This window comes from Agromyces sp. P2_B3, assembly GCF_056404815.1.
Genome location: NZ_JBFUDH010000004.1, coordinates 42,796 through 58,666, shown reverse-complemented (window position 1 = coordinate 58,666; position 15,871 = coordinate 42,796). Strand labels below are relative to the sequence as shown.

The 15,871-nt window shown below is 71.1% G+C and carries 18 protein-coding genes; 11 read left to right on the top strand and 7 right to left on the bottom strand.

Translation table 11 applies throughout. From position 1 onward, the window contains the following. The first annotated feature begins 259 nt into the window (after positions 1 to 259). The 4 genes from dnaK (at position 260) to AC1DZA_RS08380 (ending at position 4,321) form a co-directional block, all read left to right on the top strand. The gene (gene dnaK, locus AC1DZA_RS08395; protein WP_476762038.1) at positions 260 to 2,137 is read left to right on the top strand and encodes a molecular chaperone DnaK; all 1,878 of its coding nucleotides are present in this window, start codon (positions 260 to 262) and stop codon (positions 2,135 to 2,137) included. Positions 2,138 to 2,139: 2 nt separating this feature from the next. Next, on the top strand, positions 2,140 to 2,796 hold the full coding sequence (locus AC1DZA_RS08390) for a nucleotide exchange factor GrpE (RefSeq protein WP_476772403.1): 657 nt from the start codon (positions 2,140 to 2,142) through the stop codon (positions 2,794 to 2,796). Between the two features lie 91 nt (positions 2,797 to 2,887). Beyond that, a complete protein-coding gene (locus AC1DZA_RS08385; RefSeq protein WP_476772402.1) occupies positions 2,888 to 3,889 on the top strand; it encodes a DnaJ C-terminal domain-containing protein in 1,002 nt (333 codons plus the stop codon). Between the two features lie 15 nt (positions 3,890 to 3,904). Continuing rightward, the gene (locus AC1DZA_RS08380) at positions 3,905 to 4,321 is read left to right on the top strand and encodes a heat shock protein transcriptional repressor HspR (RefSeq protein ID WP_309977864.1); all 417 of its coding nucleotides are present in this window, start codon (positions 3,905 to 3,907) and stop codon (positions 4,319 to 4,321) included. 46 nt (positions 4,322 to 4,367) lie between these two features. Here AC1DZA_RS08380 and AC1DZA_RS08375 read toward each other — a convergent pair whose 3' ends face one another. After that, positions 4,368 to 5,177, bottom strand: coding sequence for a hypothetical protein (locus tag AC1DZA_RS08375; protein ID WP_476772401.1), 810 nt, complete (start codon positions 5,175 to 5,177; stop codon positions 4,368 to 4,370). An 86-nt stretch (positions 5,178 to 5,263) separates the two neighbouring features. Between AC1DZA_RS08375 and AC1DZA_RS08370 the strand changes: the two genes are divergently transcribed. Genes AC1DZA_RS08370 through AC1DZA_RS08360 form a run of 3 tightly spaced genes read left to right on the top strand, consistent with a single transcriptional unit; the run spans position 5,264 to position 8,277 of the window. Further along, on the top strand, positions 5,264 to 6,409 hold the full coding sequence (locus AC1DZA_RS08370) for a class I SAM-dependent methyltransferase (RefSeq protein WP_476772400.1): 1,146 nt from the start codon (positions 5,264 to 5,266) through the stop codon (positions 6,407 to 6,409). 19 nt (positions 6,410 to 6,428) lie between these two features. Next, positions 6,429 to 7,367: a DUF817 domain-containing protein gene (locus AC1DZA_RS08365; RefSeq protein ID WP_476772399.1), complete on the top strand. Its 939-nt coding sequence runs from the start codon at positions 6,429 to 6,431 to the stop codon at positions 7,365 to 7,367. A gap of 40 nt (positions 7,368 to 7,407) precedes the next feature. After that, a complete protein-coding gene (locus AC1DZA_RS08360) occupies positions 7,408 to 8,277 on the top strand; it encodes an EAL domain-containing protein (protein WP_476763315.1) in 870 nt (289 codons plus the stop codon). Here the strand turns inward: AC1DZA_RS08360 and AC1DZA_RS08355 are convergent. The 5 genes from AC1DZA_RS08355 to AC1DZA_RS08335 are packed head-to-tail and all read right to left on the bottom strand — an operon-like array spanning position 8,262 to position 11,600. Beyond that, on the bottom strand, positions 8,262 to 8,531 hold the full coding sequence (locus AC1DZA_RS08355) for a hypothetical protein (protein ID WP_309976020.1): 270 nt from the start codon (positions 8,529 to 8,531) through the stop codon (positions 8,262 to 8,264). The two genes, AC1DZA_RS08360 and AC1DZA_RS08355, sit on opposite strands and share 16 nt — an antisense overlap. A 43-nt stretch (positions 8,532 to 8,574) precedes the next feature. Then, a complete protein-coding gene (locus tag AC1DZA_RS08350; protein WP_476772398.1) occupies positions 8,575 to 8,937 on the bottom strand; it encodes a DUF7882 family protein in 363 nt (120 codons plus the stop codon). A 4-nt stretch (positions 8,938 to 8,941) separates the two neighbouring features. Continuing rightward, positions 8,942 to 9,247, bottom strand: a complete 306-nt coding sequence (locus tag AC1DZA_RS08345; protein ID WP_309976023.1) for a DUF7882 family protein — start codon at positions 9,245 to 9,247, stop codon at positions 8,942 to 8,944. Then, on the bottom strand, positions 9,235 to 10,782 hold the full coding sequence (locus AC1DZA_RS08340) for a sensor domain-containing diguanylate cyclase (protein WP_476772397.1): 1,548 nt from the start codon (positions 10,780 to 10,782) through the stop codon (positions 9,235 to 9,237). Before AC1DZA_RS08340 ends, AC1DZA_RS08345 begins: the two co-directional genes overlap by 13 nt. Then, positions 10,779 to 11,600, bottom strand: coding sequence for an alpha/beta fold hydrolase (locus tag AC1DZA_RS08335; protein ID WP_476762057.1), 822 nt, complete (start codon positions 11,598 to 11,600; stop codon positions 10,779 to 10,781). Before AC1DZA_RS08335 ends, AC1DZA_RS08340 begins: the two co-directional genes overlap by 4 nt. A gap of 245 nt (positions 11,601 to 11,845) precedes the next feature. On the opposite strand from AC1DZA_RS08335, the gene clpS reads away from it, so the two are divergent. From clpS to AC1DZA_RS08320, 3 genes are all read left to right on the top strand, one after another. Beyond that, on the top strand, positions 11,846 to 12,148 hold the full coding sequence (gene clpS, locus AC1DZA_RS08330; RefSeq protein ID WP_476772396.1) for an ATP-dependent Clp protease adapter ClpS: 303 nt from the start codon (positions 11,846 to 11,848) through the stop codon (positions 12,146 to 12,148). Continuing rightward, the gene (locus AC1DZA_RS08325; protein WP_309976029.1) at positions 12,145 to 12,639 is read left to right on the top strand and encodes a DUF2017 family protein; all 495 of its coding nucleotides are present in this window, start codon (positions 12,145 to 12,147) and stop codon (positions 12,637 to 12,639) included. Before clpS ends, AC1DZA_RS08325 begins: the two co-directional genes overlap by 4 nt. A 113-nt stretch (positions 12,640 to 12,752) precedes the next feature. Beyond that, the gene (locus AC1DZA_RS08320) at positions 12,753 to 13,931 is read left to right on the top strand and encodes a DUF998 domain-containing protein (protein ID WP_476772395.1); all 1,179 of its coding nucleotides are present in this window, start codon (positions 12,753 to 12,755) and stop codon (positions 13,929 to 13,931) included. Between the two features lie 4 nt (positions 13,932 to 13,935). On the opposite strand, the gene AC1DZA_RS08315 is transcribed toward AC1DZA_RS08320, so the two are convergent. Then, on the bottom strand, positions 13,936 to 14,337 hold the full coding sequence (locus tag AC1DZA_RS08315; RefSeq protein ID WP_476762060.1) for an SHOCT domain-containing protein: 402 nt from the start codon (positions 14,335 to 14,337) through the stop codon (positions 13,936 to 13,938). A gap of 176 nt (positions 14,338 to 14,513) precedes the next feature. On the opposite strand from AC1DZA_RS08315, the gene AC1DZA_RS08310 reads away from it, so the two are divergent. Continuing rightward, a complete protein-coding gene (locus AC1DZA_RS08310) occupies positions 14,514 to 15,857 on the top strand; it encodes an ion channel protein (protein ID WP_476762061.1) in 1,344 nt (447 codons plus the stop codon). The last annotated feature ends 14 nt before the right edge of the window (positions 15,858 to 15,871 follow it).

Below are 15,871 nucleotides of genomic sequence, written 5' to 3'. Positions count from 1 at the left end.
CGGTCCCCGATGCAGTCGGAATGTGGCTCGGGTATCCGCCGGGGCGGAATGCTGGCAGGCCGCTGAGAGTTGAGTCTTGTGTACTCAAGTTTTGCGGCGTCGACTTGACACGTCGAATGGCCGCTGGAACACTTGAGTCGTCGGGACTCAAGTTCCGGCGACACGGACTTCGGTCGCGGGCCAGGACGGCCGGGCCGACCCGCCACGGAGCGCACGCGGCATCCGCTCGCGCCGTCTCCCGGCAGAAGGAGAAACACACATGTCACGAGCAGTAGGCATCGACCTCGGCACCACCAACTCGGTCGTCAGCGTCCTCGAGGGTGGCGAGCCCACCGTCATCGCGAACGCCGAGGGCTTCCGCACCACCCCGTCGGTGGTCGCCTTCACGAAGGACGGCGAGGTGCTCGTCGGCGAGACCGCCAAGCGCCAGGCCGTCACCAACGTCGACCGCACCATCGCGTCGGTCAAGCGCCACATGGGCACCGACTGGACCCAGGAGATCGACGGCAAGAAGTACACGCCGCAGGAGATCTCGGCGCGCATCCTGCAGAAGCTGAAGCGCGACGCCGAGCAGTACCTCGGCGACACCGTCACAGACGCGGTCATCACCGTGCCGGCGTACTTCAACGACGCCGAGCGCCAGGCCACGAAGGAGGCCGGCGAGATCGCGGGCCTCAACGTGCTGCGCATCATCAACGAGCCCACGGCCGCGGCCCTCGCCTACGGCCTCGACAAGGGCAAGGAGGACGAGCTCATCCTCGTCTTCGACCTCGGTGGCGGCACCTTCGACGTCTCCCTCCTCGAGGTGGGCAAGGACGACGACTTCTCCACCATCCAGGTGCGTGCGACCGCCGGTGACAACCGCCTCGGCGGCGACGACTGGGACCAGCGCATCGTCGAGTGGCTGATCAAGCGCTTCAAGGACTCGACGGGCGTCGACGTCTCGAAGGACAAGATCGCCCTCCAGCGCCTCAAGGAGGCCGCCGAGCAGGCGAAGAAGGAGCTGAGCTCCTCGATGAGCACCAGCATCCAGCTGCCCTACCTCTCGCTCACCGAGAACGGCCCCGCGAACCTCGACGAGACGCTCACCCGCGCGCAGTTCGAGAACATGACGAGTGACCTGCTCGACCGCACGAAGAAGCCCTTCGAGGACGTCATCCGCGAGGCCGGCATCAAGCTGGCCGACATCGCGCACGTCGTGCTCGTCGGCGGCTCGACCCGCATGCCCGCCGTCTCCGAACTCGTGAAGCAGGAGACCGGCAAGGAGCCCAACAAGGGCGTGAACCCCGACGAGGTCGTCGCCGTGGGCGCGGCCCTGCAGGCGGGCGTCCTCAAGGGCGAGCGCAAGGACGTGCTGCTCATCGACGTCACCCCCCTGAGCCTCGGCATCGAGACCAAGGGTGGCATCATGACCAAGCTCATCGAGCGCAACACGGCCATCCCGACCAAGCGCAGCGAGACCTTCACGACCGCCGACGACAACCAGCCGTCGGTCGCGATCCAGGTCTTCCAGGGCGAGCGCGAGTTCACCCGCGACAACAAGCCGCTGGGCACGTTCGAGCTCACCGGCATCGCGCCGGCGCCCCGCGGCATCCCGCAGATCGAGGTCACCTTCGACATCGACGCCAACGGCATCGTGCACGTGTCGGCCCGCGACAAGGGCACCGGCAAGGAGCAGTCGATGACCATCTCGGGCGGCTCGGCCCTGCCCAAGGAGGACGTGGAGCGCATGGTGCGCGACGCCGAGGAGCACGCGGCAGAGGACAAGAAGCGCCGTGAGTCGGCCGAGACCCGCAACCAGGCCGAGCAGCTCGTCTACTCGATCGAGAAGCTCATCAAGGACAACGACGACAAGCTGCCCGCCGACGTCAAGTCCGAGGTGCAGGGCGACGTCGACGGCCTGAAGTCGGCCCTCGCGGGCGACGACGACGACGCGGTGAAGGCCGCGTTCGAGAAGCTGTCGCAGTCGCAGGGCAAGCTCGGCGAGGCGATCTACGCGCAGTCGCAGCAGCAGTCGGCGGATGCCGCGGGCAACCCCGGTGAGGACGCGAACGCGTCCGGCGCCGCCGGCGACCAGTCCTCCGACGAGGACGTGGTCGATGCCGAGGTCATCGACGACGAGGACGAGAAGAAGTAATCATGTCGGACGAGAACCAGAACCACGAAGAGCCGGTCATCCGCGACAAGCGGCGGATCGACCCCGAGACGGGTCAGGTTCGCCAGCCGGCCCCCGACGCCGGTCAGCCCGACGCGGGTGAGCCGGCCGCCGGTGAGGCGACGGATGCCGCAGCAGACGCTGCCGCAGCATCCGCGCCGGCCGACGACGACGACGTGCTCACCGTCGACGACATCCTGAACGCGGCCCAGGCCGAGGTGCAGGAGCCGACCGACGAGCACCTCGCCGACCTCAAGCGGGTCACCGCCGAGTACGCGAACTACCGCAAGCGCACCGAGGCGAATCGCGAGATCGAGCGCGAGCGCGCGGTCGGCGCGGCCGTCGCGGTGCTGCTGCCGGTGCTCGACGACCTCGACCGGGCCGAGAAGCACGGCGACCTCGAGGGCGACGCCCCGTTCGCGACGATCGCGGCGAAGCTGCGCGCCGCCGTCGAGAAGCTCGGGCTCACCCCGTTCGGCGAGGTGGGCGAGCCGTTCGACCCGCAGCGCCACGAGGCGATCTTCCAGCAGCCGTCCGACGAGGTCGAGGTCGACACGGTCGCCGACGTCGTCGAGACCGGCTACACGCTGGGCGGCACGCTGCTGCGCGCCGCGAAGGTGGTCGTGAAGACGCCGCTGTAAGGCAGTTCGGCCGGCCCGCGGCATCCGCTCATCGGATGTCGCGGACCGGCCGTCACGGATTTCAGACAGACTTCAGGGAAGGGAGGTGCCGGTGGCCAGTCAGGATTGGTTCGACAAGGACTTCTACAAGGTGCTCGGCGTCTCCAAGGACGTGAGCGAGGCGGAGCTCAAGAAGGCCTACCGCAAGCTCGCACGCAAGTACCACCCCGACTCGAACCCGGGCGACGCCGCGTCCGAGGCGCGGTTCAAGGAGATCAGCGAGGCGCACTCGGTGCTCTCCGACCCCGAGCAGCGCAAGGAGTACGACGCGATCCGGGCGATGGGCTCGGGCGCACGGTTCACCGCGCCCGGCGGCGGCGGTGGCGCGGGCGGCTTCGAGGACGTGTTCGGCACGATGTTCGGCGGCCAGGGCGGCGGCCGGCAGCAGTACACGTTCCAGCAGGGCGGCGGCGACTACGACGACCTGCTCGGCGGCCTCTTCGGCGGCGGCCGGTTCGGGCAGCCGAGCGGCGGCTACCGCGGCTTCGGCGGCCCGTCGCGCGGTCGCGACGTCACGGCATCGACGACGCTCGACTTCATCACCGCCACCAAGGGCGAGCAGATCACCCTCGAGACCTCCGACGGCAAGCCCATCACGGTGCGCATCCCGGCTGGCGTGGCCGACGGCCAGAAGATCAAGCTGCGCGGCAAGGGGCACCCCTCGCCCGACGGAGGGGAGCCCGGCGACCTGATCCTCACCGTGCACGTGCGCAAGCACCCCGTGTTCGAGCGCGACGGCCTCAACCTGCGCGTCAACGTGCCCGTGACGTTCACCGAGGCGACGCTCGGCGCCACCATCCAGGTGCCGACGCTCGGGGGCGAGCCCGTGAAGCTCCGGGTGGCGCCCGGCACGCCCAGCGGACGGGTGCTGCGCGTCAAGGGCCGCGGGGTGCAGACCTCGAAGGGCACGGGCGACCTCCTCGCCGTCGTGCAGGTGGCCGTGCCGTCGCACCTCTCGAAGGAGGCCGAGGAGAAGCTCAAGGAGTTCGCGGCGCTCCTGCCCGACGAGAACCCGCGCGACGAGCTGCTCGCCAAGGCACGGGCGCAGCGCTAGGCCATGGCCGCGAGCATGGACGAGACCAGCCCCCTCTTCGTGATCTCGATCGCGGCGGAGCTGGCCGGCATGCACCCGCAGACGCTGCGGCAGTACGACCGCCTGGGCCTCGTGTCGCCCACCCGCACCGCCGGCAAGTCCCGCCGCTACTCGATGCGCGACGTCGCGCAGTTGCGTGAGATCGCGCAGCTGTCGAGCGAGGGCGTGAGCCTCGAGGGCATCCGCCGCGTGCTCGACCTCGAGGACGAGGTGACGGTGCTGCGCGACCGCGTGCGCGAGCTCGAGGCCATGCTCGCCGACGAGCTGCTCAACCGTCCCGGGCGGCGCGTCTTCGCCGCCGGCTCGGCGGGCGACATCGTGTCGCTGCGCGCCGGTACCCGGGTGCGCCGCGAGAACGCCGTCGTCGTGTGGCGTCCGCTCGAGCGCGGCTAGTCGGCCGCATGCTCGACGCCAGGCGCGACGCCCACGGGCTCGCGGCTCAGCGTCCCCAGGCTGAGGCCGGCGCCTCGATGACCTCGTAGGGGCGCGAGCTCCAGTGGGTGCCGTAGCCGTAGTGGCTCGAGGCCCACGCCGACGCCCAGATGGCCTGCGCCGTCGCATCCGCCGAGTCGCCGCGTGCGAGTGCCGCGTCCACCGCGGGGTAGCGGCCCGACTGGAGGTTCTGCGCCGCGTAGAACGCCGCCTCGATGAGGGTCGGGTAGCTGCCGAGGCCGGATCCGCCGCCTGAGCCCTGGCCGTTGTTCAGCGGGTTGTTGCGGTTCCACCAGTTGTCGGCGCCGTTCTCCTGGCGCATCCACCGCATCATGAACGTGATGTTCTCCTCGGTGACCGGCCAGTCCCCGTCGATGAGCACGAGCTTCGCCCAGTCCACGTTCGTGCCGCCCTCGATGAGCGTCTGCGATCCCGTCGTCGTGACGTATGACTCGTGCGAGACCGTCGGCGCCGCGATGTCCGCGGCGACGTCGAACGTCTGCGTGTCGCCGCCGAGGGTGTCGGATGCCGCGGAGGGGGCCGTGATCGCGGCGGGCTGGGGCGCCAGGGCGAAGGTCAGGGCGAGCCCCAGCACCGCGACGGATGCCGCGAGCGGCGCGAGCCGGCGCGCGAGGCGGGCGGGTGCGGCCGGCGTGGGCGCCGAGCGCCGACCCGCCGAGGACGTCGGGCGCGGACCCGTCGAAGGCGACGAGCGAGCCGGGCGACCGGACGCCGTGGGCGCAGCAGAACGACGGCCCGCGGCCCCGTGTCGAGCCGCGCGCCGTTCCCCCGAAGGCCGCTGGTCTGTTTCCCGCATGCGGGGTCGAGGGTAGCAAACGCACCTGCGAGGTGCATCCGGGCCCGGATCGTCGCGCGTCCTGGGCTGCGTCATACCCTTGACGCATGCCATTCGAGCTGCGCGCGCTGCGACGCCATCCCGACGTCGAGGGCCGCGGGCTCGAGGCGTCGGATGCCGCGGACCGGCTGATCCTCGACGAGTCGGCCGCACTGGCCGGGGGCCTCGGCGATGGCGTGCTCGTCGTGCTCGACGACGCCTACGGCGCGCTGGCGCTCGGATCGGCCGCGGCCGGTGCTCGCGGCATCCGGGTGCACCAGGACCTCGTGACGGGCGAGCGCGCGCTCGCGGCCAACGCCGCGCGGGCGGGCCTGGACGGCGAGGTGCGGTCCATGCCGCTCGGGCCCGGGCTGCTCGCGGGCGCCCGGCTCGTGCTCCTGCGCCTGCCGCGGTCGCTCGACCGGCTCGACGAGCTCGCCGGCCTCATCGCGAGCCACGCGGCATCCGACGTCGTGGTCGTCGCCGGCGGCCGCCTGAAGCACATGTCGCTCTCGATGAACGAGGTGCTGGGGGCGTGGTTCGAGCGGGTCGACGTGTCGCTCGCGCGCCAGAAGTCCAGGGTGCTCATCGCGCGCGCGCCCCGCGCGCACCGTCAGCCACCCGCGCTCGGCTGGCCCCGAGGCGAGCGGCACGACGACTTGGGCGTCACGCTCGTCGCACACGGCGGCGTCTTCGCGGGCGCCGGCGTCGACATCGGAACGCGGTTCCTCCTCGAGCACCTCGGCGACGCGGTGCCGGATGCCGCGACCGCCGTCGACCTCGCGTGCGGGTCGGGGGTGGTGGCCGCCTGGCTCGCGCGCACGCGCCCCGTGCTGCGGGTGACGGCGACCGACCGATCGGCGTCGGCCGCGGCATCCGCTCGGCAGACGGCGGAGGTGAACGGCCTCGCCGACCGCGTCGACGTCCGCCAGGCCGACGGACTCGAGGGCATCCACGATGCGAGCGAGCGCCTCGTGGTGCTGAACCCGCCGTTCCACTCCGATGCGGCGCTGCACACGGGCATCGCGGCGCACCTCTTCGCGGACGCCGCCCGCGTGCTCGTGCCCGGCGGGGAGCTGTGGTGCGTCTGGAACTCGCACCTGCGCTACCGGCCGCTGCTCGAGCGCGTCGTGGGCCCCACGCGCCAGGTCGCCCGCAACGCGAAGTTCACGGTGACGGCGTCGGAGCGCGCGGCGTCGGAGTGGTCGGCGTGATCCCCTCGGAGCGCACGGCATGACCGCAGCCGGCGCCGCCCGCGAGTCCGACCGCACGGCGGTCGAACGGGCGATCGACCGAGCCGCGCACCGCCTCCTCGCCGACGCATCCGATCGCGGCGTCCGTGCCGGACTCATCGAGTTCCTCGTGTTCGGCGCGAAGCAGGCGTGGGCTTGCATCTTCGGCGCGTCCCTGCTCGCGGTCATCGTCGCCGCGCGGGTCTGGTATCCCGACGACGCGGCCCTCGCGCGGAACGACGCGCTGACGATCGCCGCGGTGCTCATCCAGGTCGTGATGGTGGCGACGCGGCTCGAGAGCGGGCGCGAGCTGTGGGTGGTCGTGCTGTTCCACCTGACCGGCACCGTCATGGAGTTGTTCAAGACCGACGTCGGGTCGTGGACGTACGACGGCGACGGGGTGCTCCGCATCGCGGGCGTCCCGTTGTTCTCGGGCTTCATGTACGCCGCGGTGGGCTCCTACATGGTGCGCGTGTACCGCCTGTTCGACCTGGGCTTCACGCGGTACCCGCGACGATGGGTCACCGTGGTCGTCGCCGCCGCGATCTACGCGAACTTCTTCACGCACCACTACGTCATCGACCTGCGATGGGCGCTGCTGGCGGCGGTGGTCGTCGTCTGGTGGCCGACCGTCATGCACTTCCGGGTGTGGCGTCGACGGCCCCGGATGCCGCTGCTCATCGCGTTCGGCCTCGTCGCCCTGTTCATCTGGCTGGCCGAGAACATCGCGACCTGGGCCGGCGCCTGGTTCTACCCCGACCAGCTCGACGGCTGGCAGCTCGTGTCGCCGTCGAAGCTCGTCTCCTGGTTCCTGCTCATGATCATCTCGGTGGTGCTCGTGACGCTCGTGTATCCGCCGCGGCCGCCGGCCGAGCAGCGGGAGTATACGCATCCGAGCGCTCGTTGTCTGCCGTTTCGTCGAATGCGCGATCGCGCGTGACAATGGCGCGGGCGTCGTGGACGCCCGAGGAGGGAACACCATGGCAGACGACGAGCGCCTCGCACGCGAATTGCGCCTCGCGGCGCAGCGCGGCGAGATCATCGCGCAGTACCAGCCGCAGGTCGACCTCCACGACGGCGTCCTCGTCGCCATCGAGGCGCTGAGTCGCTGGCGTCACCCCAGTCGCGGGGTCATCCCGCCCGCGGAGTTCATCCCACTCGCGGAGGCGACCGGGGCGATGATCGCCATCGGCGACGCCATGCTCGAGACGGCCTGCCGGTACGGCGCGGCGCTCGTGCGCGCCGGTCGGCGCATCGAGGTCGCGGTGAACGTGGCGGCCGCACAGCTGTCGGAGGGGACGTTCGCCGAGCGGGTCGCCCACCACCTCGCCGCGACGGGCATGCCCCCGACGCTCCTGACGCTCGAGCTCACGGAGACGAGGGCCGTGCCCGAGGAGGCCGCCGAGACCCTCGAGGGGATCCGCGCCGCCGGCATCGGCATCTCGGTCGATGACGTGCGCACGGTGGAGGAGGCGGAGCTCCGCGTGCGGTCGCTCCCCATCACCGAGCTCAAGGTCGATCGCTCGGTCATCACGCTCCTGCCCGGCGACCGGAGCGTGGCGGCGCGACTCGTCGGGTTCGCACGCGACCACGGCCTGCGCGCGGTGGCCGAGGGCGTCGAGACGGAGCCCCAGTTCGTGGCCGTGCGGGAGCTCGGATTCGATCGGGCGCAGGGTTACCTGTTCGGTCGGCCGGCTCCCGAGCGGAGCATCTCAGCCCGCCTCGCGGTCGCGACGGCGCCGGGCGTGCCCGGCGGACGCACGGCAGCGCCCGGTGCGGTCGCAACCGCACCGGGCGTGCCGGGGCCGGGCGTGCCGCCCGGTGGTCGAATCGCTCAGAGCGCGCCGTAGGGCGGGTCCTGGTAGGCCTCGTCCTCGTCGGAGCTGACGGCCTCTTCGGGCTCGCCGCCGACGTCGATCTGCGACCAGGTGACCGGCATGCCCGGGGAGAAGAGGATGTCGATGCCGGGTCCGCCGCGCAGGGGCGGCACGTTCACGTAGCCGCCGCCCGCCTGGATCGCCTTCAGGATCTCGGCGCGCAGCGCATCGATGGGCTCGGGCAGGAAGTAGTCCCGGCCGTCGACTGTCAGGCGGTGGATCTTCACACCGCACCTCCGTTCTCTCGTGTGGTCATCGGACGCTCGTCGTTCATTCGGGCACCCCGGCCCCGGCTGCCGCTTCGGGGATCGGATGCAGCCCGGCGGGGCTGTTCGCGCCGTCGATCATCAGCTCCAGCCACGCCCGGTTGAGCTTCGGCGGCCGGTTGCCGTTGTACTTGAAATGCACGGGCACGTACGCGCTGATCCAGATCGAGCTGCGCCCGCTGCCGCGTTCGACCCCATGATTCCAGGTGAGCATGAACTGCTCGCCGCGTCGCAGCTTGGTGGCCACGACGAACTGCAGGTGGGCGAGCACGCGGTCCTCGATCTCGAACTCCGAGATGCGCGCTCCGCCGTAGATCAACTGGCCCATGGCATTCCTCCTCGTGCACTGGTGGTCGTGCTGCGCCATCCGTTCATGCGGCGGCCTCGGGCTCGGGCACCGGCCGCAGCCCACCGGCCGAGTTCGCCGACTTCGTCAGCACCTCCAGCCACCGCGGGTTGAGCTCGGACGGATCACCGGGCTCGTCGAACTGGAAGGCCATCGGCACGGTGGGGCTGCACCACACCGACGTGCGCTTCGCCGGCGGCGCCTCGTCACCGAAGGTGAACGCGAAGTGCTCGCCGCGGCGGAGCTTCGACCAGATCACCACCTGCAGGTGGGTGAGCGTGCGATCGTCGAACTCCGCGGTGATGGTGGAGTCGTATCTCAGTGTTCCCATGAAGCCTCCGCTCGGGGGTCGTGTGCAGTGTCAGTGGTGCTCGTCTCGTCGGCCATCACGATCGTGACGCGATCCCGGCCCGCATCCTTCGAGGCGTACATCGCCTCGTCGGCGATGCGCAGCAGGAGGTCGGGCGTGGGCTCGGGGCGCTCGCCCGGCTCCCAGACCGCGACGCCGATGCTGGCGGCGATGTCGTAGCGCGGAGGCACGCTGTCGAGGGGTCGCCCGACCGCCTCGCGGAATCGCTCCGCGACGGTGGCGCTCGCCGGTGCCGCCGCGTCCTCGCAGATGATGACGAACTCGTCGCCGCCGTACCGGGCGACCGAGTCGCCCGCCCGCGCCACCGACCGCAGCCTGGCCGCGACCTCGACGAGGACGTCGTCGCCGACCCGGTGGCCGAGGGTGTCGTTGATCGCCTTGAAGCCGTCGAGGTCGACGAAGACCACCGACAGTGGCCGCCCGTTGCGGGTGGCCGCCGAGATGGCGGCGTCGAGCCGTTCCTCGAGCAGCTTGCGGTTGGCGAGCCCCGTGAGCTGGTCGTGCAGCGCGCGGTGGGCGAGCTCCTCCTGCAGGCGCACCCGGCGCAGCACCTGGCCGGCCTGCCGCGCCAGCGCCGCCTGGATCTCGCGACTCTCGGCATCGAAGGTGCGATCTCGTCCGAAGAGGGAGATGACGACCCCGGCTGCTCGCTCATCGGTGCGGAGGGGGATGATGCTGACGGCGGCGAGGCGATGCCGGTGCAGGGCGTCGTCGAGCCCGGGCATGATGGCGGCGGCCTGGGAGAGGCTGGAGACGGTGATGATCTCGCCGCTGCCGATCGCCTGCTCGGCGAGCGCCTCGAGGCCCTCGGGCAGCAGTGCCATGGTGACGTCGTCGCCCTCGACGAGTTCGAGCGGACCCGACCCGTCGGAAAGCAGGACGGCGGCACTCGAGGCACGGAGCGCCGAGCCGGCACTCGCGAGCAGCGCGGCGGCGAGCTCCTGGGCGGTCGTGGCGAGGCCGAAGGCGCTCGACGCGTCCTGCAGCACGCGGACCCGCGCCTCGGACGCCTCGGCATCGCGTCGGGCGAGCAGCAGCTGGCGCTCGTAGTCCTGGCGTTCGGTCGCGTCGAAGACCGCCGTGCGGATCGCCTGCGGCTCGCCGTCGGCGCCCCTCACCATCACGGCGTTGACCAGGATGGGCAGTTCGTGCTCGTCGGCGCAGCGGACGGCGAGCGACACCTCCCGCACCTCCCCCGCGAGGCTCAGCACCATGGCGTACCGGGTCTCGTAGAAGAGCTGCCCGGGCGAGGTGAGGAGGTCGACGAAGGCGGTGCCCAGCAGGGCCCGCCGGTCATGACCGGTCCATCGTTCGAAGGTGCGGTTGACGCGGGTGATCGTGCCATCGGGGGTCGTCTCGAGGTAGCCGCAGGGCGCGTCCTCGAACAGGTCCAGGTACGGGTCGTCGGCGCGGGGGTGCGCGGCGGCGGGGGCGCCGATGCGCGTGTCGCTGTCGTCGCGCTCCCGGTCGAGGGGCGCGGCGTCGGAGATCGTCACGGCAGGAACGACCTGATCTCGCGCACCAGCTCGTCGGGCGCCGACAGGTTGGGGCAGTGCCCGGTCGCGGCGAGCTGCACGAACCGGCTCGCCGGGATCTGCTCGTGCACGTATCGGCCGGCCGAGACGGGGGCGATGACGTCGTCGGAGCACTGCAGCACGAGCGTGGGCGTGCGCACCGCGCTGAAGTCGCGGCGGTTGTCCGAGAGGAAGGTCACGCGGGCGAAGTGGCGGGCGATCTCGGGATCGACCGCGCAGAAGCTCTCGGTGAGCTGGCGACCGAGCTCGGGCCGCTCGGGATTGCCCATGATGGCGGGTGCCATGTCCGCCGACCAGCCGAGGTAGTTGGCGTCGAGCGCGTCGAGGAGCCCGTCGATGTCGGACCGCGCGAACCCGCCGCGGTAGTCCTCGTCGTCGAGGTACCGCGGCGACGGGCCGACGAGCACGAGCGCACCGAACCGGGAGGCATCCGTGGTCTCGGCGAGGACGCCGATGGTGGCCGCGACCGAGTGTCCGACGTAGACCACGTCGTGGAGGTCGAGCGCGTCGAGGACCTCGAGGACGTCGTCGGCATAGCCGTGCAGCGAGTCGTACTTCACGGGATCGTAGGCGTCACGGTCGGAACCGCCTGCGCCGACCAGGTCGAGGAGCACGACGCGGTGGTCGGCTTCGAAGAGCGGGGACACCGACCGCCACATCGCCTGGCTGCAGCCGAAGCCGTGCACGAAGACGATGGGACGCCCGTTCGGGTCTCCGGAGACCGTGACGTTGTTCCGCCGGAGCGCATCGGTCTGGGCGCGGGGGGCCGTGAAGGTCATGGGGTTCCTGCCGGGGGTCTGTGGTGTGGCCCCGGCGAACCGGGCGCGGAGTGGGGGCTCTCCATCACGTCCGACACTACCCGCGGGCCGTTCCGAGCAGAGGGTCTCGGCGACAATGTCAAGGGGGCTTGACCCGCTTCGATTCGTCCACTACGCGGCGACGGAACCGATGGCGGCCTCGGCCCCTGCGGAACGTCCGCCTCGCGCGGGTTCCGCCGAGCGAGCCGTCGTGTCAGGCTGGAGAGGTGACCGCGACCCTCGAGCAGCTCGACACCGACACGTCCGCCGATGCGGCGACCGTGGTCGTGGCCGACGTGCCCTGGCGCACGATCGTGTGGGACGACCCGGTGAACCTCATGACCTACGTGAGCTACGTGTTCCGCAGCTACTTCGGATACCCCCGCGACGAGGCCGAGCGGCTGATGCTCCAGGTGCACACCGAGGGTCGCGCGGTGGTGGCCACGGGCAACCGCGAGGCGATGGAGCGGCACGCGCAGGCGATGCACGCCTACGGGCTGCAGGCGACCGTGTCGAGGGCAGAGGCGTGATCGTCGCCGGGCGCAGCGGCGGCGAGGGCGTGCGCATCGTGCTCGAAGCCGAGGAGGCGATGCTGCTGTCCGAGCTCGCCGACCAGGTCGACTCCGTGCTCCTCCTCGGCGAGGCCGACGACCCGGCGCTCGGGCGCCTCCTGCCGAACGCCTACCCCGAGGACGCTGCCGCGTCGCACGAGTTCGCCCGCTACACGCGCGACAGCCTCGTCGACGGCAAGCGGCAGGCCGCGCAGCGGGTGCGCGACGCGACCGCGGTGGAGGACGGCGACGACACCGTCGTGCAGATCGAGCTCGACCAGTCCGAGGCGTGGGGCTGGCTCACGTTCCTCACCGACCTCCGGCTCATCCTCGCCGAACGGGTCGGTGTCGTCGAGGAGGGCGAGGACGGCGCGGACGAGACCCGTGACGACTACCTCCGCGCCGCGTACGAATGGGCGGGATTCGTGCAGGGCTCGATGCTCGAGGTGCTCGACCCGATCGACTCCTGAGCTCCGACCCACGGCTCGCGCGCCGGCGTCGTGGACACGCGACCCCCGGGCTGGCAGTGTGGTGCCAGACGCGGCCGTCCCCCAGGCGGCCGCACGAGCGAACGGGGTGCTTCGTGGCCGAATCGTCGTCGATCTCCCGGGTGCTGCGGCATCCGGCCGCCAGTGCCGAGTCGCTGGAGTCGATCGCGCTCCTGCTCGGGGCGGCCTTCTTCGTGGTGGGCGGCGCGATCTCGTTCGTGGTGTTCTGGGGGCGCGACCTCCCCATCTCGGGCCCGGGGTCGCTCGGCGAGTACGTCGGGATCGGCGGAGCGCTGACGGCGCTCATCGCGTTCGTGCTCGGACGGATCCTGATGGCCAGGCACCGGCACCCGGCGATCCTGCACGACCCGTCGCCCGGACTGAACATGCCGGGCGCGCGCCTGCACTGGTTCGACGTCGCCGCGCTCGCCGTCGCCCACGGCGCCATTGCGCTGCTCGGCTGGATCGGCCTGGCCAACCTGCTCGAACGGAGCTTCGTGGGCGCCGTCGTGTTCCCGCTCGCCGGCGCCATCCTCGCCGGCGTCGCGTTCGCGGTCACCTCCTACGTGTCATTCCTCTCCTCCGTGCACCTGACGCCGATGCTGCTCTCGCTCGTGCTCGCGACGTTCCTGGTGGTGGGCGCGCTCGCCGCCATGCTCAGCGCGAGCGACCCCCAGTGGTGGAAGATGAACCTCAGCGCCCTCGGCATGAGCGATGAGGCATCCGCACTGGCCTTCAACGTCACCCTCATCGTGGCCGGCGCCATGGTCACGATCATCGCTCGCTACGCCACGGCCTCGCTGCCCACCCGGACGGGCCAGGAGGTGCGAGGTCGCAACCTGCTCCGACTGGGCCTCATCCTCATCGGCATCTTCCTCGCGTGCGTCGGCATCTTCCCGGTCGACGAGTTCTTCGCGGTGCACAACACGGTCGCCACGGGCATGGCCGTGATCTTCGCCGGGCTGGTCCTGGGACTGCGATGGCTGGTGCCCGCGATGCCGAGGGTCTTCGTGCTGCTCGGGTACGTCTTCGTCGGCGTGATCGTGCTGCTCGCGATCTTCTTCGCCGTGGGCTACTACAACCTGACGGCCGTCGAACTCGTCGCCGGTGTGCTGATCTTCAGCTGGATCATCGTGTTCCTCCGGAGTGCGGGCAGCATGCAGGCACCCGGCTCGCAGGCCGCGTTGGCGGCCCACGGCGGCGCCATCACGGGTGCGGACACACGGACGGGGCCGGATGCCGCGGCATCCGACCCCGTTGCGGTCTCGAGCTAGACGACTACGCCGAGTGGGCGAGCGCCTTGGCCTTCAACTGGTCGTACTCGGCCTGGCTGATCGTGCCTGCATCGAGCAGGGCCTTGGCCTTGGCGATCTCGTCGGACGGGCTCGCGCCGGTGGCGACCGTCTGGCGGATGTAGGCGTCGGTGGCCGCCTGGTACTGCTTGGCCTCCTTCTGGGAACGCTCCGCCATGCCCCTGCCGCGGGCGATCAGGTAGACCAGTGCGGTGAGGAAGGGCACGAAGATCAGGAAGATCACCCACACCGCCTTCCACCAGCCGTTCAGCGTGTGGTCACGGAAGAGGTCGCCGATGATCGCGAACAGCGCCATGAGGTAGGCGATGAAGACGAACGCCCACAGGAACCACCAGATGACGTCTCCGAAACTGTTCCAGAAATTCATTCGCAGCCTTTCGATGTGCTCGAGCGCCCCCCAGTGAGCGCTGCTGAGGTGAACCTACCGCGTGGCGCGAGGGGTCGTCCACCGACGCCCGGCGCTACGCTCATCGCGGGGGAGTCGTGGGCGGCGGGACTCCGGTCGACCGCCCATGCGCCGCACCACACGAGGAGGAGCTCACGATGAGCCTCGCGCGTACGCCGACCGACGGAGGAGCCTCTCCACGCCAGCTGCTGGTCCTCGCGATCCCCGCGATCGTGCTCGGCGCGTTCGCGGCGCTGCTCCTCTGGGCCCTCGAGAAGCTCGCCGACCTGCTGAGCGACGTGCTGTGGACCAACCTCCCCGATGCGCTCGGCGTCGACCCGAACGGGTGGTGGATCGTGCTGATCCTCACCCTCACGGGCCTCGCGGTCGGCATCGGGCTCCGGTACCTCCCGGGTCATGGCGGTCCCGACTCGGCGACGACCGAGCTGATTTCGCCGCCGCTGAAGCTGCGGGTGCTCCCCGGCCTCGCCGTGGTGACGGTGCTGAGCCTCGCCGGCGGCGTGAGCCTGGGGCCTGAGAACCCCATCATCGCCATCAACGTCGCCATCATCGTCGCCGTGTTCGCGCGGTTCCTGCCGAGGGTGCCCGCGCAGATCGGGGTGCTGATCGCCGGGGCCGCAACCGTGGGTGCCCTGTTCGGCACCCCCGTGGCCGCGGCGCTGCTCTTCACGGGGATCGTCGCCGCGGCGAAGGGCGGCGGATCGCTGTGGGATCGGCTGTTCCTCCCCGTCGCGGCCGCCGGTGCCGGCGCCATCACGATGCACCTGCTCGGGCAGCCGCCGATGTCGTTCGACCTGCCGCCCTACGGCAGCCCGCAGGCGATCGACCTGCTCACCGGTTCTCTCGTCGCATGCGGGGCGGTGGTCATCAGCCTCGCCGCGCTCGTGGCGTTCCCGATCTTCTGGCGCGGGCTCCATGCCCTGCGGCATCCGATCCTCATCCCGCTCGTGGGCGGGTTCCTCCTCGGCATCCTCGGCCTCATCGGCGGTCCCATCACGATGTTCAAGGGCCTCACCCAGATGGGCGAGCTCCTCGAGAACGAGGCCGACTACGACGGCACCCAGCTCGCCGTGATCGCCGGCATCAAGATCCTCGCCCTGCTGGTCGCGGCGAGCTCGCTGTTCCGCGGCGGGCGCATCTTCCCCGCCGCGTTCATCGGGGTGGCCCTCGGCCTGCTTGGGCACGTGCTGATCCCGAGCATGCCGCTCGGCCTCGCCGTCGCCTGCGGCGTCGTCGGCGTCGTCCTCGTCATCGGCCGCGACGGGTGGCTGGCACTCTTCCTCGGCGTCGCCATCCCCACCGACATCACGCTGCTGCCGGTGCTCTGCGTCGTCATCCTCCCGGCGTGGCTGCTGGTCTCCCGTGCGCCCGAGTTCCGCATCGTGCCGCCCGGGTCGCCTGAGGCGCCCGGGGCGCCCGCGGCAGCGTCCACGCCTGCCCCCGCCCCTGCTCCGAGCGACCCCGACCCCAGCGCCCGCTAGATGCCCGGCCCCGA

What these genes read in the sequence shown, in the direction of transcription:
- dnaK (WP_476762038.1), top strand. Translation starts at nt 260, where the DNA reads ATGTCACGAGCAGTAGGCATCGACCTCGGCACCACCAACTCGGTCGTC.
- AC1DZA_RS08390 (WP_476772403.1), top strand. Translation starts at nt 2,140, where the DNA reads ATGTCGGACGAGAACCAGAACCACGAAGAGCCGGTCATCCGCGACAAG.
- AC1DZA_RS08380 (WP_309977864.1), top strand. Translation starts at nt 3,905, where the DNA reads ATGGACGAGACCAGCCCCCTCTTCGTGATCTCGATCGCGGCGGAGCTG.
- AC1DZA_RS08375 (WP_476772401.1), bottom strand. Translation starts at nt 5,177, where the DNA reads ATGCGGGAAACAGACCAGCGGCCTTCGGGGGAACGGCGCGCGGCTCGA.
- AC1DZA_RS08370 (WP_476772400.1), top strand. Translation starts at nt 5,264, where the DNA reads ATGCCATTCGAGCTGCGCGCGCTGCGACGCCATCCCGACGTCGAGGGC.
- AC1DZA_RS08365 (WP_476772399.1), top strand. Translation starts at nt 6,429, where the DNA reads ATGACCGCAGCCGGCGCCGCCCGCGAGTCCGACCGCACGGCGGTCGAA.
- AC1DZA_RS08360 (WP_476763315.1), top strand. Translation starts at nt 7,408, where the DNA reads ATGGCAGACGACGAGCGCCTCGCACGCGAATTGCGCCTCGCGGCGCAG.
- AC1DZA_RS08350 (WP_476772398.1), bottom strand. Translation starts at nt 8,937, where the DNA reads ATGGCGCAGCACGACCACCAGTGCACGAGGAGGAATGCCATGGGCCAG.
- AC1DZA_RS08345 (WP_309976023.1), bottom strand. Translation starts at nt 9,247, where the DNA reads ATGGGAACACTGAGATACGACTCCACCATCACCGCGGAGTTCGACGAT.
- AC1DZA_RS08335 (WP_476762057.1), bottom strand. Translation starts at nt 11,600, where the DNA reads ATGACCTTCACGGCCCCCCGCGCCCAGACCGATGCGCTCCGGCGGAAC.
- AC1DZA_RS08315 (WP_476762060.1), bottom strand. Translation starts at nt 14,337, where the DNA reads ATGAATTTCTGGAACAGTTTCGGAGACGTCATCTGGTGGTTCCTGTGG.
- AC1DZA_RS08310 (WP_476762061.1), top strand. Translation starts at nt 14,514, where the DNA reads ATGAGCCTCGCGCGTACGCCGACCGACGGAGGAGCCTCTCCACGCCAG.